15 protein-coding genes are annotated in these 17596 nt (G+C 37.4%); 5 read left to right on the forward strand and 10 right to left on the reverse strand.

The genetic code is table 11. From position 1 onward, the window contains the following. Nucleotides 1–66 precede the first annotated feature (66 nt). The gene (locus DRF60_RS14580) at nucleotides 67–705 is read right to left on the reverse strand and encodes an MBL fold metallo-hydrolase (RefSeq protein ID WP_116012749.1); all 639 of its coding nucleotides are present in this window, start codon (nucleotides 703–705) and stop codon (nucleotides 67–69) included. 70 nt (nucleotides 706–775) lie between these two features. Between DRF60_RS14580 and DRF60_RS14585 the strand changes: the two genes are divergently transcribed. Then, a complete protein-coding gene (locus tag DRF60_RS14585; protein WP_116012750.1) occupies nucleotides 776–1990 on the forward strand; it encodes a type IX secretion system plug protein in 1215 nt (404 codons plus the stop codon). Between the two features lie 161 nt (nucleotides 1991–2151). On the opposite strand, the gene hemH is transcribed toward DRF60_RS14585, so the two are convergent. From hemH to DRF60_RS14600, 3 genes are read right to left on the reverse strand one after another with little or no spacing between them, the layout of a single operon-like run. After that, nucleotides 2152–3180: a ferrochelatase gene (hemH, locus tag DRF60_RS14590; protein WP_116012751.1), complete on the reverse strand. Its 1029-nt coding sequence runs from the start codon at nucleotides 3178–3180 to the stop codon at nucleotides 2152–2154. A gap of 15 nt (nucleotides 3181–3195) precedes the next feature. Then, nucleotides 3196–3723, reverse strand: coding sequence for an NADPH-dependent FMN reductase (locus DRF60_RS14595; protein WP_116012752.1), 528 nt, complete (start codon nucleotides 3721–3723; stop codon nucleotides 3196–3198). Between the two features lie 10 nt (nucleotides 3724–3733). Then, complete coding sequence (locus DRF60_RS14600) at nucleotides 3734–4612, reverse strand: NifU family protein (protein WP_116012753.1); 879 nt, start codon at nucleotides 4610–4612, stop codon at nucleotides 3734–3736. A 174-nt stretch (nucleotides 4613–4786) separates the two neighbouring features. On the opposite strand from DRF60_RS14600, the gene DRF60_RS14605 reads away from it, so the two are divergent. Beyond that, nucleotides 4787–5320 (forward strand): gamma carbonic anhydrase family protein, encoded by a 534-nt coding sequence (locus tag DRF60_RS14605; protein WP_116012754.1) that lies wholly within the window; start codon nucleotides 4787–4789, stop codon nucleotides 5318–5320. Between the two features lie 271 nt (nucleotides 5321–5591). On the opposite strand, the gene DRF60_RS14610 is transcribed toward DRF60_RS14605, so the two are convergent. Further along, nucleotides 5592–6041, reverse strand: a complete 450-nt coding sequence (locus DRF60_RS14610; RefSeq protein WP_116012755.1) for a hypothetical protein — start codon at nucleotides 6039–6041, stop codon at nucleotides 5592–5594. Between the two features lie 83 nt (nucleotides 6042–6124). On the opposite strand from DRF60_RS14610, the gene DRF60_RS14615 reads away from it, so the two are divergent. Continuing rightward, on the forward strand, nucleotides 6125–8251 hold the full coding sequence (locus DRF60_RS14615; RefSeq protein WP_116012756.1) for a helix-turn-helix domain-containing protein: 2127 nt from the start codon (nucleotides 6125–6127) through the stop codon (nucleotides 8249–8251). A 37-nt stretch (nucleotides 8252–8288) separates the two neighbouring features. Here the strand turns inward: DRF60_RS14615 and DRF60_RS14620 are convergent, their stop codons facing one another. Beyond that, nucleotides 8289–9134, reverse strand: coding sequence for a M12 family metallopeptidase (locus DRF60_RS14620; RefSeq protein WP_116012757.1), 846 nt, complete (start codon nucleotides 9132–9134; stop codon nucleotides 8289–8291). A gap of 360 nt (nucleotides 9135–9494) precedes the next feature. Between DRF60_RS14620 and DRF60_RS14625 the strand changes: the two genes are divergently transcribed. Further along, complete coding sequence (locus DRF60_RS14625; protein WP_116012758.1) at nucleotides 9495–10499, forward strand: LLM class flavin-dependent oxidoreductase; 1005 nt, start codon at nucleotides 9495–9497, stop codon at nucleotides 10497–10499. Between the two features lie 67 nt (nucleotides 10500–10566). Then, nucleotides 10567–11688, forward strand: a complete 1122-nt coding sequence (gene ribB, locus DRF60_RS14630) for a 3,4-dihydroxy-2-butanone-4-phosphate synthase (RefSeq protein ID WP_116012759.1) — start codon at nucleotides 10567–10569, stop codon at nucleotides 11686–11688. 145 nt (nucleotides 11689–11833) lie between these two features. On the opposite strand, the gene fmt is transcribed toward ribB, so the two are convergent. The 4 genes from fmt to DRF60_RS14650 form a co-directional block, all read right to left on the reverse strand. Then, the gene (fmt, locus tag DRF60_RS14635) at nucleotides 11834–12778 is read right to left on the reverse strand and encodes a methionyl-tRNA formyltransferase (protein ID WP_116012760.1); all 945 of its coding nucleotides are present in this window, start codon (nucleotides 12776–12778) and stop codon (nucleotides 11834–11836) included. A 235-nt stretch (nucleotides 12779–13013) separates the two neighbouring features. Then, entirely contained in the window at nucleotides 13014–14921 is a 1908-nt protein-coding gene (locus DRF60_RS14640; RefSeq protein ID WP_116012761.1) for a RecQ family ATP-dependent DNA helicase, read from the reverse strand. A 77-nt stretch (nucleotides 14922–14998) separates the two neighbouring features. Then, on the reverse strand, nucleotides 14999–16435 hold the full coding sequence (locus tag DRF60_RS14645) for an OmpA family protein (RefSeq protein ID WP_116012762.1): 1437 nt from the start codon (nucleotides 16433–16435) through the stop codon (nucleotides 14999–15001). Between the two features lie 33 nt (nucleotides 16436–16468). Then, a complete protein-coding gene (locus tag DRF60_RS14650) occupies nucleotides 16469–17578 on the reverse strand; it encodes an OmpA family protein (protein ID WP_116012763.1) in 1110 nt (369 codons plus the stop codon). Between the last annotated feature and the right edge of the window lie 18 nt (nucleotides 17579–17596).

Consider the following 17596-nt stretch of genomic DNA (forward strand, 5'->3'; position numbering starts at 1 on the left):
AACTTTTAATATGCAACCAGCAACTAAATTTGTACACCTTAATACTCTTCTATTCTAAACCCGCTCCTACTTAAAAAACGGATTGTACTGCTTTTCGAAACCTATCGTCGTAGGATTGCCATGACCTGAAAAAACCTTTGTTTCATCATCCAGAATAAATAATTTATTGGTGATGCCGCCGATAAGTTGGTCATAATTTCCTTTGTAAAGATCAGTTCTTCCGATGCTTCCTTCAAAAAGAACATCCCCTGAGATCATAAATTTCTGGTCTTCATTATGATAAACTACGCTCCCCGGAGAATGTCCGGGAACATGATAAATTTTGAATTTTTCTCCGTCCAGATCAAGAACTTCCCCTTCATTAATACATTTAATATCTGCTTTTATGGGATCAACAGTGAATCCGAATCTCATTCCGCTGGCCTGAAGCATATCCAGAACATCCTGGTCTTCCTGATGCATATGGACAGGAACTTTAAAGGTGTCAAAAGCCCACTGCAAACCCAAAACGTGATCAATATGAGCATGCGTCAGAAGAATTTTATCGATTTTCAGACCATTTTCAGAAATAAAGCTTTCTATAGCTTGAGTTTCCTGCTCATTCATGTTTCCTGGGTCGATCAGCCAGGCATTTTTATTTTCGTTGTAAAGGATATATGTATTTTCGCTGGCAAAATTGAAAACGAAGCCTTGAATCTGAAGCATAACTGATATTTTTTATTTCAAAAATACGATATTATTAAGAAAATCACGATTTTTCGTTATCTTCGTCATAATGAAAACTTTGCGAATACTTTTACTTGCTTTAGGCGGAATGGTTTTTGGACAAAACATCCAAAGTATACAATTATTCAACCCACAGACGAATGATGGGACACCTGTCATAAGGTTTGGCGAACAACTGGTTTTAAGCTTTGATGATCTTACCAACGCCAGCGAAATCTACAGGTACACGATCAAACATTATGACCGGAACTGGAATGATGACAATTTATTTTTTACAGAGATTGCTAATGGAAGTTTAAATGGGCTTTTGGATAAGTTTGAATATTCTTTTAATACCATACAGGCTTATACCCATTACAAGCTTATCTTCCCGAATGATAAGATGCAGCCGAAGATTTCTGGGAATTTTGAGCTGATTGTTTATAAAGATTCTGCTGACAGACCCCTTTTCAAAAAAAGGTTTTATCTGGTGGAAGATGCTGCAACGCTTGCCTTGAATGTCTCAAGAATTGCAGATGCCAAAAAACCGAATATTAACCAAAGGGTAGAGGTAAAAGCGACTTCAAAAGCAGGAGATCTCTCTTCCAATGTCAATTCCATGACCTTGAATGTGATGCAGAACAACAATCCTAATGAAATGGTTAATAACCTGAAACCAAGTGCAACATTAGGAAACCAACTGCTTTTTCAACAGATGAGCTTAACATTTCCCGGCAATAATGAATTCTATTATTTTGATAACAAGAATATGAATATGGCTGCGGATATGGTGAGTGCTACAGAATTGAAGGATGGCGTAAACAATACCTATTTGCATCCAGTGTGGGCTTTTCCCTTGAACTATCAGTATCAGCCAGACGTAAACGGAGCATGGTTCTACAGAAGAAATGATTTGGGACTGGAAAGAAATGCGGAACGGGAAGCAGACTATTCATGGGTGTATTTTTCTCTGGACTCTGAGCCTGTGGATAAAGAGATTTATGTACTGGGAGGTTTCAATAATTTTAAACCTGGCAAAGAAAATCAGATGCAGTACGATGCTGCCAATAAAAAATATGTTGCTAAAATATTCCTGAAACAGGGTTTCTACAACTATATTCTTGCTACAAAAGAAAGTAACGGATCTCTGAACTTTGGTGAAATAAACGGTAATTTCTGGCAAACTGAAAACCTCTATCAGGCATTTCTATATTATGCACCTTTCGGACGTAATTATGACGGACTGATGGGATATGGAGAATTCAGAACTCCGATCGGAAAATAAATTTTACATTAAATTTAAAAATATTAGGAGGTATTCATTATGAGTGCCTCTTTTTATTATGCGGATGACTGTGGATATTGGTGAAGATCATTTGTGGAATTAGTGTTTACTTAACATCAAGGTCAATAAAAAAGGAACTGTATAAAACAGCTCCTTATATTTTAAACCAGATAAAACTCATTCAGTTTCTCTTCACAGAGTATCTTTACTACATCAATCCAGCGATCTTCATCATTCAGGCACGGAATATAGTGGAAGTTTTCTCCGCCTCCATGCTGAAACTGTTCCTTACCTTCTACCGAAATCTCTTCTAAGGTTTCCAGACAGTCGGAAACGAAAGCCGGGCAGACAATAGCCAGCTTTTTTACTCCTTTTTTAGGAATTGTTTTTAAAGTCTCATCCGTATAAGGCTCTATCCATTTGTCTTTTCCCAATCTCGACTGGAAAGAAACAATTGTTTTTTCTTTGGGAAGACCTATCTTGGCAATAACAGCTTCCGTTGTTTTATAGCACTGATGACGGTAGCAGAACTGATGACTTGGATTATTATCCCTTGAACAGCAGTCATTAAGATTGCAGGTCTTTGTAGGATCTGTCTTATAAATGTGTCTTTCCGGTACACCATGATAAGAGAACTGCAAAACATCAAAATTTTCAGGAAGCTTTTCCTTAATGCTTTCCGCAAGACAGTTGATATAGATCTCCCGGTTGTAAAAAGGCTGTATATAATTGATCTTTACTTTTGGAAACTTCTTTTTCCGTACTTCCTCTGCTTTTTCAATTACCGTTTCCGTGGTACTCATCGCATATTGCGGGTATAATGGGAACAGGACAATTTCAGAAACTCCCTGATCAACTAACTTTTGAATACCTGTTTCAATGCTTGGTTCAGCATATCTCATCCCAATTTCTACAGGAACGTCAACTACTTTCTGTAGTTTTTTTTGGATTTTTTTAGTAATGACAATTAAAGGAGATCCCTCATCCGTCCATACTGTTTTATAGGCTTCTGCAGATTTTGCAGGTCTTGTTTTAAGAATAATTCCCTGAACCAGTAGTGCGCGGAAGATCCAACGGTAATCGATGACCCTTTCATCCATCAAAAATTCATCAAGATATTCCTTTACATCATTTACAGCCGTAGATTTTGGGGAACCAAGATTTACCAGTAAAATTCCTTTTTTATCCAATATTTTTATTTTTAATTATAAAACAGCGTTTTCGAAATCTGTTATCAATGTTGATACTTGGGCAAAGATATTATTTTCAACTAAGCCGTTATCATTAAATTTACCCTTTATCCCTTTTATTAAAAGCTGATGCTGATCTTCTGTTTTGGCCCCGAGTGTGTTCAGAATCATTACCAATTCTTCATGACCTTTTTCTCCGTTAGCAGATGCTGTGATTACAGCAACCGGTTTTTCAGAAAAAACAGTGGTAGAAACACACCAGTCCAATAAATTTTTCAGTCTGCCGGGAATGCTGAAAATATATTCCGGAGTAGAAAATAAAACGCCTGCTGAATTTTCAATTTCTTCCCTGATCTTCAATATTTCGTCTGGTGTATCAGTATCAGTTAATGAAGTGTCAAAATGCGGAAGAGCAGAAAGATCATCATATATGTGGAAATCGGTGTCCGGATGTTTTTCCAGAACCTGTTCTATTAATTTCAGATTGCTGGAATTTTTTGTGGCACTTCCAATAATGACCAGGATTTTCTTTCCGGGTACCATTTACGATCAGTTATCCGTTTACAGCTTCTACTTTTTCCACTAAGTCCGGAACAAATTGTTTTAAAATATTTTCAATTCCGTTTTTCAAAGTAGCAGTAGAGCTTGGGCATCCTGAGCAGGCTCCCTGTAACAGCATTTTGGCTGTTTTACTTTCCTGGTCATATTCCATAAGGGATATTTTTCCGCCGTCATTTTCCACTGCAGGAGCTACATATTCATTTAGAACATCTGAAATTTTCTGCTCGTCATCGGTATAGTCTCTGTTGATGATTTTCTCAACAGGATTTTCATGCTTCTGAGGTTCAAGATTTGAAATTTCGCCCCCAGTCTGAAGATATTCAGCAATAAAACCACGTACAGCCATCATTACCTGATGCCATTCCACAGAATCATCTCTGGTTACAGCCACAAAATTGTCAGAAATAAAAATTTCTTTTGCAAAATCAAATTCATTAAATATAGCCTGAGCCAAAGGAACGCCCTCCGCTTTTTCTCTCGATTTTACTTCCACAAAACCTTCCATAAGCAGTTTATTGGAAACAAACTTCATCGCATTAGGATTAGGAGTCATTTCAGCATAGATCTGATACATTTCCTTTCTTTTCTGAAGGTAAATTCTGGGATTGGCTAATAATTCATCTTCAATGACATTCTTCAGGCTGTCAGCCACATGTTCCCATTCTACAGTATCCTGTTTCGCTACAGCCACAAAATTGGCTGTAATAAAAACTCTTTCCACAAAAGGATAGTTGAAAAGCTCCTGAGCTAAAGGAATTTCTGAAATATCTGAACTTCTGTCCAACTCTAAAGAGCCCGGGATCAGGTTATAATCCGCGACAAATTTCATCACTTTCGGGTTTTCAGTTGGTTCTATAAGTATCGTACGCATTTTTTCGTTAAATTTGAGATACAAAAATACGCAATTAGAAATTAGAAGTTAGAGATTAGAAATTAGATTTTTGCTATCACGGTTATTTAAAATTATAAGACAGAGAATAAAAGCGGCCGTTTTAGAAAATATTAGTTTCAATTTGACTCATTTTTAAATTTTCAAATTAAAATTATGGCAATTGTAAAAGAACTTTTAGGAAAAATTCCTCAGATAGGAGAGGGTACATTTTTGGCAGAAACGGCAACCATTATCGGTGATGTTACCATGGGAAAGGACTGCAGTATCTGGTATAATGCAGTGATCAGAGGAGATGTACATTACATCAGGATGGGCGATAAAGTAAATGTTCAGGACAATGCCATGCTGCACTGTACTTATCAAAAGCACCCTTTAAATATTGGAAATAACGTTTCCATCGGACATAATGCGATCGTTCATGGCTGTACCATCAAAGATAACGTACTGATCGGTATGGGAGCTATCGTTATGGATGACTGCCTGGTAGAAGAAAACTCTATTGTAGGAGCAGGTTCTGTAGTAACACAGGGAACTCATGTTAAATCAGGTGAAGTATGGGGCGGTGTGCCGGCTAAAAAAATTAAAGATATTTCTGCTCAGTTATTGGAGGGAGAAGTTAACAGGATCGCGGATAATTACGTTAAATATTCCTCGTGGTATAAGGAAAATTTAGAGGTTGGAAGTTAATTTCGAGTATAGAGCTGTTGCTCCGAACCGCGAGCTTCGCATCCGAAACTTTATTACTTGCTAAAATTCACTGGGAAAAAGTCTCATGCCTGAAATCAAAAAATCTTGGTTCTTGCATTTTGGTTCTCAAACCTTAAGTAAAACACCATAAATAAACAAAAGCTCCATCATACCGATAGAGCTTTTTTCAATCCTTAGTATAAACCCCTGAATGAGTTTGTATGTTGATTTTTCAACAGGATATATAACCTTTGCTTTGATTTTTTTCTATTTATTGCTCAGCCGTTATAAGCTGGGCTTTTCCATTGATACATTTTACAGATGTTGGCGGCATCACCATCATACAGTCAGAAGTGATATTGTATTTTTCATTGAAGGCTTTTACTTTCTGCGTATATTCCTCAATTCTTGGGAGAATGGCCGTCTCTATTTTTTTAGGATAGGCGATGTATTGCTGAGGTCCACCACAGGCTTTGGCTCCCATTGGAGCAAATGTCCATTCCGAAGCGGCAGTACATTTTTCTTTGGATGTTTCAGATTCAATGGATGCTTTTAACTTATCCAGCTGGGCTTGCTCATATTTTTGACTGTCTTCATCAGCAGGTCTTTCAGAAATATCTTTTGGAAGATTGGTATTCGCGTTCTTGGATGTATTGCATGAAACCAAGGTAAACATAGTGCATAATGCTAATAGTGGAGTATATATGAATTTTTTTTTCATTATAATTTCTTTTCTGTTAAAGAATTTTCAAAAGTTATGCCAAGGTAAGAAAATCAAATTCATTTCCGTAATTTTGAAGCACAATGAACAATCATTTTTTTGACTTAATAGAGCACACGAACAGAAGCGTTTTTCTTACGGGGAAAGCAGGAACAGGTAAAACGACTTTCCTTAATGATTTTGTAAAGAAAACAAGGAAGAAGTATATTGTGGTTGCCCCTACCGGAATTGCTGCGATTAATGCAGGAGGAGTTACCATCCATTCCATGTTTGGATTGCCTTTAAGGACTTTTTTACCGACCACAGACCGTATTGACGGTAGTTTGGCAAATAATATTGCCGACCTGATGCCCCATTTCAAATACAGAAAAGACAAGCTTAAACTTTTAAGAGAAGTGGAGGTGCTTATCATTGATGAGGTTTCCATGCTGAGAGCTGATGTCCTTGATATGATGGATTTCTCGCTGAGATTTATAAGAAGAAACAACCAACGGTTTGGTGGGGTACAGATGCTGTTCATTGGAGATCTTTACCAGCTTCCGCCGGTGGTGAGAGATGAACATATTTTAAAGATCTGCTATCAGTCACCATTCTTTTTTGACAGTCTTGCTATTAAAGATATTCCGCTTCTTACCATTGAGCTGACTAAGGTTTATAGACAGTCGGATGAAAAATTCCTGGATATTCTGAACGCAATCCGTGACGGTGATGTTGCCAATATCAATTTTGAGGAGCTTAACAAAAGATACGATCCTGATTTTAATGCAGGAACTGAATCTTACGTTTATCTGTGTTCTCACAATAAGATGGCAGATGAGATCAACCAGGAAAAGCTGGAAGAAATTGATCTGACGGTTAAAACCTATGAAGCCAAACTTTTTGGAGATTTTAAAGAAAACCAGTTTCCGAACGAGCAGTTTTTAGAATTGAAAGTCGGGGCACAGGTGATGTTTATCAGAAATGATATTACCGGTGAGAAAAAATATTTCAATGGAAAGCTGGGTGAAATTTCTGCTCTGGATGATAATGAGATTAAGGTTGTTCTTGATGGAAGTGAAAGGGAGATTACCGTTAAAAGAGAAGTCTGGGAACAGAAAAAATACTTCCTGGATCCCGAAAAAAATATCAAAGAAGAAGTTTTAGGGAGCTTTGAGCAATTTCCTATAAAGCTTGCCTGGGCAGTTACCATTCACAAGAGCCAGGGTTTGACCTTTGATAATGTGATCATAGATGCCGGAAAAAGCTTTACGGCCGGACAGGTTTATGTTGCCTTGTCAAGATGCCGTACGCTGGAAGGGATTGTTTTGAAATCTAAAATTACTCCTGAAGTTATTTTTAAAGATAACAGAATTCTGCAGTTTCAGGGAAGCACCCTTGCCAATGATAATGTAGAAGCCATTCTGAACCGCGAAAAATATGACTACAGCATCAAAAAAGTACTCCGTACCGTCAACTGTTTGTGGTTCCTGAATGAAGTGGAAGAGTGGAATAAACTGTCCATTACCACCAAAAGTATTGATCATGTAAAAGCAAATCAGCTGTATCTTCAGCTGAAGCACGAAATTGTCAGCCTCGGAAAGATCTTCGAGAAACTGGAAAGAGTAATTTCCCAGAAGGTTAATAATTTTATTGAAAACAAAGAAGAATGGTCTGATATTGAAAGTAAAACCAAAGGTGCGGTTAATTTCTTTTTCACAGAAACCAGGGATAAAATATTCAATCCGCTGAAAGATTTCTATGCTGAAATTAAAGGAGCAAAAGGCCTGAAACAATACAATGAAGAATTCAGGAACTGGCTTGAAGATACTGAAGAATACCTGAACAGCCTGAAAGAAATACATCTGCTGGAAACGAAGCTTTTAGACGAGAAAAATGATAAAGAAATCAATTTAAAGATCGCAAAAGTTCCCTCGCAGGTTCTGACCTTTCAATTATTTGAGCAGGGAAAAACGATTGGTGAAATCGCCATGGAAAGAGGTCTGGTAAAAGAAACTGTAATTGGACATTTAGCTAAATTTGCAGAACAGGGATTGCTGGATATTTCAAGAGTGATCACTTCTGATAAAATCAAAGCTTTTGAAAAAGAATTCTATGAAAATCCTCATGAAACCTTAACGGAATGGAAGAATGCATTGCCTAATGATTTTGAATTCAATGAGATCAGGATTTTAATTAATCACTATACTTTTAAAAGGGAAAAGAATTCATAAATATTCCTTTCCCTGATTGATTGTCTGATATTAAGAACTAAGGATACATCGTATTGATTGTATTAATATCCCCGGTTGTAAAACCTGTCCTGTTGTAAGTAAAAGTGGTATTGTTAGCTCTTATAATTGTTGGCTGTCCGTTTTTAGAATAGGAATTGGGCCAATACATCATCACAGAATTAATATTGAAAGGGCCTATATCTGTTCCGGAATTGTATATGTTGAAATTATAAGCCTGCCCGCTCTGGATATTATTCCACTGAATACTGATGTACTGATCTCTGTCTTTACGGGAATGTTCGTGATAAAGTCCTACTGTATGTCCCATTTCATGAATTACTGATGCTACAGAAATATACTGATCCAAAGAGATAGTCTGCCTTCCGCCTTGATAGCCGATATGAGCCCAGCCATCTGATCCGGATGAACTTCCGAAAATAAATTCTACATAATTAGTCTGATTAGTACGCGGTATCCATTGAGTATTGGTTTTGGAATTATACTCATTGACAGCAGAGGTAATTTTATTGGCATTGATAGAACCCATATTGCTGGCAACAGTATAATAAATTTTACCTCCCGGCCACCTTGAGTAGCTTGCACCTCCTTTATCAACTGAGTTCTCTCCTGCCAACTGTTTGTCGGAAAGGACAATGTCTCCCTGGAAAAAATTCATTCCGTTTTTCCTTTCATACGTAATATCCTGACCTCCCAGTCGTCCATTTTTAATATTTTCCTGATGTAGAGCATTGGCTTGAGCCTCTGCGGTCAGCTCATCATTATTTTTGGTACAGGATGTTAAAGCCACAGCAATAACAAAACTTATAAAGACCGTTCTTGCCTTTATTTTCTGATAAAATTTTGGATTGGTTTTTTTGTTCATATGAATATTTTTTATTGGTGTCAAAATATAATCTCTTTTCTTTCAATATACTAATATAGTAATTTATTTCCCTTTTAAATGATTTATTTTTATTATAATGTTTATATCCTTAATAATTATTTGCTTTTGGCGGTAAGTATCAAAAAGAAGAGTAAGGTTTATATATAAGGAAAGTTTTATAGCAAAATCTTTTTTTTGCTCTTTATAAATAAAATGATCTCTAAGCAAAAGGAATCGAACAGCTCTTTAATTCCAATAGTTTTTTCCTGAACTAGCTAATCCATCCTATCAATTACAAAAAGTAACTAATGCGATTTATTAGGTTTAAATTTGTTTGGTTTTAAACCTAAAACTTAAAATATGAAAAATTTTGAAATATCGGTACTTGATCTTGCTCCCGTAAAACAGGGAAAAAGTATTCATGATACCTTTCAGGACAGTTTGTCTTTAGCAAACCATGCTGAACATTTACATTATAAAAGATTCTGGCTGGCCGAGCATCATAATATGGAAAGTATTGCCAGTTCCGCCACCACAGTTCTTATCGGCTTTATTGCCAACGGGACAAAAACAATTAGAGTAGGATCCGGTGGAATCATGCTTCCGAACCACAGTTCGTTAATTATTGCAGAACAGTTCGGCACCCTGGAATCTCTTTTCCCGGGAAGAATAGATCTTGGTCTGGGAAGAGCTCCGGGCACCGATGGTCTTACTGCCCAGGCTTTGGGAAGAAATCCTGCCATTATTAACCAACAGTTTCCGAGACAGATCTTAGAACTCCAGACGTATTTTTCGAAAAATAATTCTGATGCCTTAGTTCGTGCGATCCCGGGTGAAGGTCTCGATATTCCGCTTTACATTTTGGGATCCAGTACAGACAGTGCGTGGCTGGCTGCGGAACTTGGGCTTCCATATGCTTTTGCGGGACATTTTGCTCCTGAACAGATGGAAATGGCTTTTAAAATTTACAGAGAACATTTTCAGCCCTCGGAACAATTAGATAAACCTTATGTGATGGCGTGTGTTAATGGAGTGGCGGCAGAAGCTTCCGAAGAGGCACACAAAATTTCTACAACTCTGTTTCAGGCATTTATCAATATCATCAGAAACGACCGTAAACCTTTTGCTCCACCCGTAGATGATATGGATGATCTTTGGTCGCCGATGGAAAAATCGATGGTGCTTCAGAAACTGAAATATACGTTGATCGGGAATCAGACTGAAATTAAAGAACAACTGAAAGATTTTCAGGAAAAATTCAATGTAGATGAATTAATTATCAACTCACATATCTACGATCATCAGAAGAGACTGCGATCTTATGACATTTTCAGACAGGCGGTAAACTCATTATCCAAAGCCTAACAAACCCTTCATATTAATTGGCAGTTGCTTATTTTTATAAGTATCTTTGCACAAATAAAAAGTAAACATGTCTGATATTAAATTAAATACTATTCCAGAGGCTATTGAAGACCTTAAAAATGGTAAAATAATCATAGTAGTAGATGATGAAGACAGAGAAAACGAAGGAGATTTTCTTTGCGCTGCAGAATTGACAACGCCGGAAATTATCAATTTTATGGCATTTCACGGAAGAGGGCTGATCTGTATGCCGCTTCCTGAAAAAAGATGCGACGAGCTTGGCCTTGAAGTAATGGTAAGCAGAAGCAGTGATCCTAAGGAGACCGCTTTTACCGTTTCTGTTGACCTTCTTGGAAACGGAACTTCTACAGGTATTTCTGCCGGTGACAGAGCCAAAACAATTTTAGCTTTGATGGATGAAAAATCCAAGCCGACAGATTTCATGAGACCGGGCCATATTTTCCCTCTTCGTGCAAGAAAAGGAGGGGTTTTAAAAAGAGCAGGACATACTGAAGCTGCTATCGATCTTACAAGCTTAGCAGGATTAAAGGAAGGAGGTGTGATCTGTGAGATTATGAATGATGATGGTACCATGTCACGTTTGCCTGAACTTCATGCTTTCGCTCAGAAACATGATATGAAGATCGTTTCCATTGAAGACCTGATCCATTATCAGCTTAAAAAAGGAAACCTTATCGAAAGGCTGGAAGAAAGAAAAGTAAAAACCGCTTATGGCGATTTTGATTTTTTTGCATTCAGAGAAACGTCAAATGACCAGATCCATTTTGCCCTGACAAAAGGTTCATGGACGGTTGATGAGCCTGTTTTGGTAAGAGTTCAGTCTTCAGATTCATATTTTGATGTACTGACAAGACTGAATAACGGAGAAAAACCTTTATTGGAAAAAGTAACCAATATGGTAAATGAAGCAGGAAAAGGGGCTGTTATTTTCATCAATAACGTTTCAAATTCTGAAAATACACTGAGAAAGCTTCAGCAGTTCCTGAATTACCAGGATGGACAGGAACAGCATCCTACTTTAGCATACAATTACAGAGATTACGGTATCGGAACACAGATCCTTAAGAATTTAGGGATCAATAAATTCAAGGTGATCACCCAAAACCCTAATATCAAACCACAGGTTGGTGGATATGATGTAGAGGTGACAGAGCTGGTTCAGCTATAAAAGTGAATGGTCAAATGTGAATTAACTTTGTTGTTAATTTTTATTTAGAGATCAAAGATTAAATGAAAAAGGTTTAGAGTTTTCTAAACCTTTTTATCTTTAATCATGACAGATTTTTACTCTAAAATTTTCAGACCCTGAAGTCTTAGAGGCTTATTTCATCAAAATTTCTAAATCCGTTCAGAAAATCCTTCACAGTCATTCTTTTTTTGCCTTCAAGCTGAAGCTCCTGAGGAAAATAAACCCCATCTTCGGTATAGATTTTAAATTCGTTCTTGGAAATATCCAAAGTTCCTGAAAGTTTTCCATGATCTGTAATTTCAAATTTTCCAGCAAATATTTTTAATCCTTTCCCTTCTTCTCCAATTTTTATACATGTGAAAGCAGCCGGATAAGGGGACATTCCAAGGATAAACTGGTGAACTGTTTTTGAAGGAGCTTTCCAGTTGATTCTGGTATCTTCTTTAAATATTTTATAGGCATTTTTAGGATGTTCTACATGAGGCTGAGGTCTTTCAATAATGGAGTTTTTTGCCAAACCGTCAAGTGTTTTTACGACCAGCTTTGAACCCATTACCATTAATCTGTCGTGAAGGCTTCCTGCATTTTCATCCGGTAAAATTTCCAGTTCTTCCTGAAGAAGAATATTTCCCTCATCTATTTTTTCGTTAATAAAAAATGTAGTTGCACCGGTTTTTTCTTCACCGTTGATCACTGCATAATTAATAGGAGCCGCACCCCTGTAGTCAGGAAGCAGAGACGCATGAAGATTGAAAGTTCCCATTTTAGGCATTTCAAAAAGAACCTTGGGCATCATTCTGAAAGCTACCACTACAAAAACATCAGCATTCAGTTTTCTAAGCTCTTCTAAAAATTCAGGATTTCTCAATTTTTCAGGCTGAAAAACAGGAATATTATTTTCTGTAGCATACATCTTTACCGGCGACTGATTAATCTTCTGTCCGCGGCCACTGGCTTTATCAGCAACTGTTACAACACCTACAACTTCATGACTGGACTGATGAATAGCTTCCAAGGAAGTCTTTGCAAATTCCGGTGTCCCTAAAAAAACGACTTTCAATGATTTCATACTGCAAAGATAAGGGTTTTTGGGAGTTGAAGAGTATTAGGCGGAAGAGTTTTAGAGTGTGTGAATGGGGTAATTGCTGGTTGACAGTTACTAGTTCGAGCCTCATATCTCGGAACGCACATCTCGAAACTTTTTAATTATTAAAATAAATTTAAATTCCTAGTTTATTACGTTTTGTCTGAAACCTTGATTCTCCCATTCACCATTTACCTGCGAGCAAAATTCACTCTTGACCTTATTGTTCATTCAGCGCATATGTCCTGAAATTCAACATCTTTACCTTCCCGGAATCTAAAAGAAAAATCAGGTTTTCTAAAATGTTGTTTTTAGAATGATAATTAAGCTGTACAGAAAGATCTTCGATAGTCGATGGTTTTTTAGCCAACAGATTAATGATCTGCTGGGAAATATTTTTTCCGAAAATAGATTGCTTGTTCTGTTCACAAACTGAGCATTGTCCACAGTTCTTTGTGTTCTTTTCCCCAAAATAGGCGAGAATAAGTTTCATCTTACAGTAATCATTATTTTCTATGAAAAACTTAATCTCTTCCCACTTCTGAATTTTATTTTTCTGAATGTGTTCAAAAATCTTCCAGTAGGCTGCATTAATTGCTCTTTCATCACGTTGCTTCAGAAATTTGATACTTGAAAGAGCTCCGTCCACATATTCCAGATAATTTTTTTGCTGGAGTTCCTTAAGCCTTTCTTTAATAAGAGGAACGCTTACCCCTATCTTATTGCTGACCTGCAGCTCGCTGAACATTACCTTATGCGTAGTAATTCCTGATATGGTACGGAGCAGAAGCTCTATGAAATAAGCGTCTTTCCGAGGTAGCTGGTCTATTTCCTCAGCATTGAAGAGAAGCTCCAATGAAGACAGGCTTTTGTTGTCATTATGATAGATGATTTCCTGATTATGAAGAAAATTGAGGACATTGCTGATCTTTGCTTTCGACAGTCGGGTAAAATTCTGTATCCCTTGAATGTTCAGCTGAAAAACTTTTTCCGGAAGCTCAAATTCTGCTACCTGGAAAATAGAGTAAAGGTAGGTGATGATCTTTAAGAATTCAGCTTTACTGGGTGTCTGGTTCTTTAGGATCTCATCGAAACTGAGTAATTCCTGTTTATTCCAAAGAAGAAAGGCGAAACTGTCTTTACCGTCTCTTCCTGCTCTTCCGATCTCCTGGTAATAATTTTCCAGTGACGGAGCAGGAGAGAAGTGAATCACAAAGCGGACATTGTCTTTGTCTATTCCCATCCCAAAAGCATTGGTTGAAATGAGAACATGGTTGTCACTTTTATTCCAGATGGCCTGTCTTGTGTTTTTTTCTTTCGTGGTTAAGCCGGCGTGAAAATAATCTACATTTTTAACCTGGTTTTTTTTTAGAAATTCTGCCAGCATTTCTGCATCTTTCCGGGTTCTTACATATACAATTCCGGAATCGTTGTTGTGTTTTAAAATATCAAAAACACGTTGGAATTTATCTGTAACTTCATCCAAAAAGATCCTGATATTTTCTCTCCTAAAGCTTTTCTGAAAAACAAACGGATTTTTAAGCTCCAGTTTATTTTTGATCTCTTCCAATACTTTGGGAGTTGCCGTGGCTGTTAGAGCAAGGCAAGGAATCTTAGGATGGTTTTTTCTAAATTCTTTAATATTTTGGTAGCTGGGACGAAAATCCTGTCCCCATTCCGAAATACAGTGGGCTTCATCTACAGCTATAAATGACAGCTGAATTTCCTCAATGTTCTGAAGAAACTGAGTGTTCGTAAGTCTTTCGGGGGAAATATAGAGCAGTTTGGTAAGCCCGTCTTTGCAGCGGTCGTATATCGCTTCTGCATCATATTCATCAAGTTCGGAGGATAAATATTCTGCTTCAATACCGCGATGCTTAAGCTGCCCCACCTGATCTTTCATCAATGCAAGAAGTGGAGAAATGACAAGGCAGGTTCCTTCCTTCAATAAGGCAGGAAGCTGGTAGCAGAGAGACTTTCCTGCACCGGTAGGCAGAAGAACGAGACAGTCTTTTTCAGTAATGACAGCATCGATAATTCCTTCCTGAGAATCTCTGAAAGCCTCATAACCCCAAAAATATTTTAGGGTATCGTATTTTAATTTTTGGAAATCCTGCTGAGAAATCATAAAGTAAATGTAATAAAAGTATTACAACAAAAAAAGCCGTGCAAGGCACGGCTTTGATATATTTACTAATAATTGTATTATTTAGCTTCGAAATATACTCTTCTGTTAGCTCTGTTTTTCCATTCAGGACATTTAGTAGCTGGTTCACACTCAGGGTATTTAAGGTCTTTTTCACCTCTACCAATTGCGTTCAGTTTAGAAGATTCTACTCCGTTTTTGATCAAATAGTTCTTAACGCTATTCGCTCTTCTTTCAGATAATTTTTGGTTATAAGCATCAGAAGCTCTTGTATCGGTAGCTCCGATTACGTTATAGGCACCATTTGAAGAGTTGATATATGAAACAGCATTATTCAGGATTGGAGTGTTTGATGGTAAAATTCTATCAGAATTTAAATCAAACTCAATTCCTTCAAGCTTAGTTTCAGTTTCTACTACAGGTCCTGCAGTTGTTGTAGGGCATCCGTTGTTTTCAACAGGTCCAGGAACAGTTACACACTTATCGTAAAGGTCAATTACACCATCAAGGTCAGTATCAAGAGCAACACCAGCACCATCTACTCTTGCCCCAGCAGGAGTATCAAGCTGTCTGTCCCAATCGTCACAAACTCCATCATTATCAGCATCACCTTTTTTACATACTTCAATATCCTGGTTTTTGTTAGCCAAAACATCAAGCTTGTAATAGATTTCCTGAAGTGGATCATGCCACATTAGGTGAGATTCGTGTTTTCCTAACTTCAATGTAAGACCTAAAGTCGCATTGAAGAAGTTGTCAGATACCTGCTCTTCACGCTTGTTGATTGCACTGTATTTTTCACCTCCTCCATCGAATTCATCATCACCGGTAACTACATACATTACTCTACCTTCAAGATCAAGTCTGTTGTTGATTTTGTATTTCAAACCGGTACCAGCCTGCATAAACATTGAACCTAACTTAAAAGGTTTAACTTCAGTAGCAAGTCTTTGTCCGTTAATATCTTTCTGATAAGCTCTGTAAGCAATAGTACCTATACCTGCATACCCGTGAAGCGCCCATCTGAAAGGTGAATGGTTGTCAACTCTTCTCAATAAATTAGAGAAGTTAATGTCTCCCAATAAAGAGATTGCATCATATTGAGTTCTTGCACCTACAGCTTTTGCATCCGGAGCAGCATCTTTAGTGTTGAACCATCCTTGTCTTGTTTCACCTCTGTCATATTGTAATTTTAAACCAAATGCATGGGTGATAGCTTTATCAATACTTAAATAAGCAGAGTATCCGAAAAGGTTTTTACCGTTACCATTCTTAATAGATGTTAAATCACCTGACTGTAGCAGTGGTACACCTGCACCGGCTGAAATAGACCAGTCATTAAATCTTTTTGACTGATTGGTAAACGGAGAAACATTGGCAGAACCAGAAGAAAATGTGTTTGGATATTCTCCATTTGAAACTGCTGTTGAGTCTTGTGCATAGCTTGCGGCCGGGATGGCCATTGCTAATGCTACAATTGCTAAACTTAATTTCATAGTGTATTTTTTATTTTAGTTAATTAAATGATTTTATTTTGTAGGACATCCGTTGTTTTCAACAGGTCCGGGAACTGTTACGCATTTATCATATAAATCTATCACTCCGTCAAGATCCATATCCAAAGCTACACCAGCACCATCTACTCTTGCTCCTGCAGGAGTGTTAAGCTCTCTGTCCCAGTCATCACATACACCGTCATTATCCGCGTCTCCTTTCTCACATACTACAAGTTCTGTAGCTGCATTTTCTAAAACGCTTGTTCTGTAGTATGCTTCCTGAAGTGGGTCATGCCATGCTAAGTGTGATAATTTGTTTCCTAACTTGAAAGAAACTCCTAAAGTCACAGTCCAAGCATTATCAGATCTTGAATCACTAACCATATTATACTTTGAACCTGGAGTTGATGGATCGTAATCGTTGGGATCACCCCATCCGCCGCCGTCGAATTCATCATCACCACTTATAATATACATCGTTCTTGCTTCGATGTCGATAAGTTTTGATACTTTGTATTTTAGTCCTGTTCCAAACTGATAGTATAAAGAGTTAATATCAAATTCCTTATTAATAAATAAAGGAATTCTCTTTGGACTTTCACTCCATCTGAATTCATTCGCATCATGCAAAGAAGTGTTGTAACCCTGGAATCCAATTCCTGCATAACCGTGAAGTGCCCATCTGTAAGGAGAATGATTGTCAACTCTTCTCAATAAATTTGAAAAGTTAACATCTCCCATTAAAGCAACCTGATCAAATTTTGTAGTTGCTGTACCTACTCCGGCAGCAGCACCTATTGAACCTGGTAACATTGCTTTCTGTTTTGTTTCACCTCTCTGATAGATAAGGCTTAATCCAAAAACATGAGTGATCTGCTTGTCAATACTTACGTAAGCATTATACCCCCAGTTTACCTTTTTGTCATAAAAGGATGTAAGATCCGAATGCGCCATGAATGCAGCACCTCCACCAACGGAAATAGACCAGTCGTTGAAACGTCTGGCTTTGTTGTCAAAACGCTGTACATTAGCTGAACCTGAAGAGAAGGTATTAGGATACTCACTAGATGATTTTACTGTGGTACTATCCTGGGCATAAGCCGCGATAGGTAGTGTGGCCAATAATAATAAACCTAATTTCATATATGTTTTTTATGTTTT

The sequence above is a fragment of the Chryseobacterium elymi genome (assembly GCF_003385495.1).
Taxonomy (GTDB): domain Bacteria; phylum Bacteroidota; class Bacteroidia; order Flavobacteriales; family Weeksellaceae; genus Chryseobacterium; species Chryseobacterium elymi.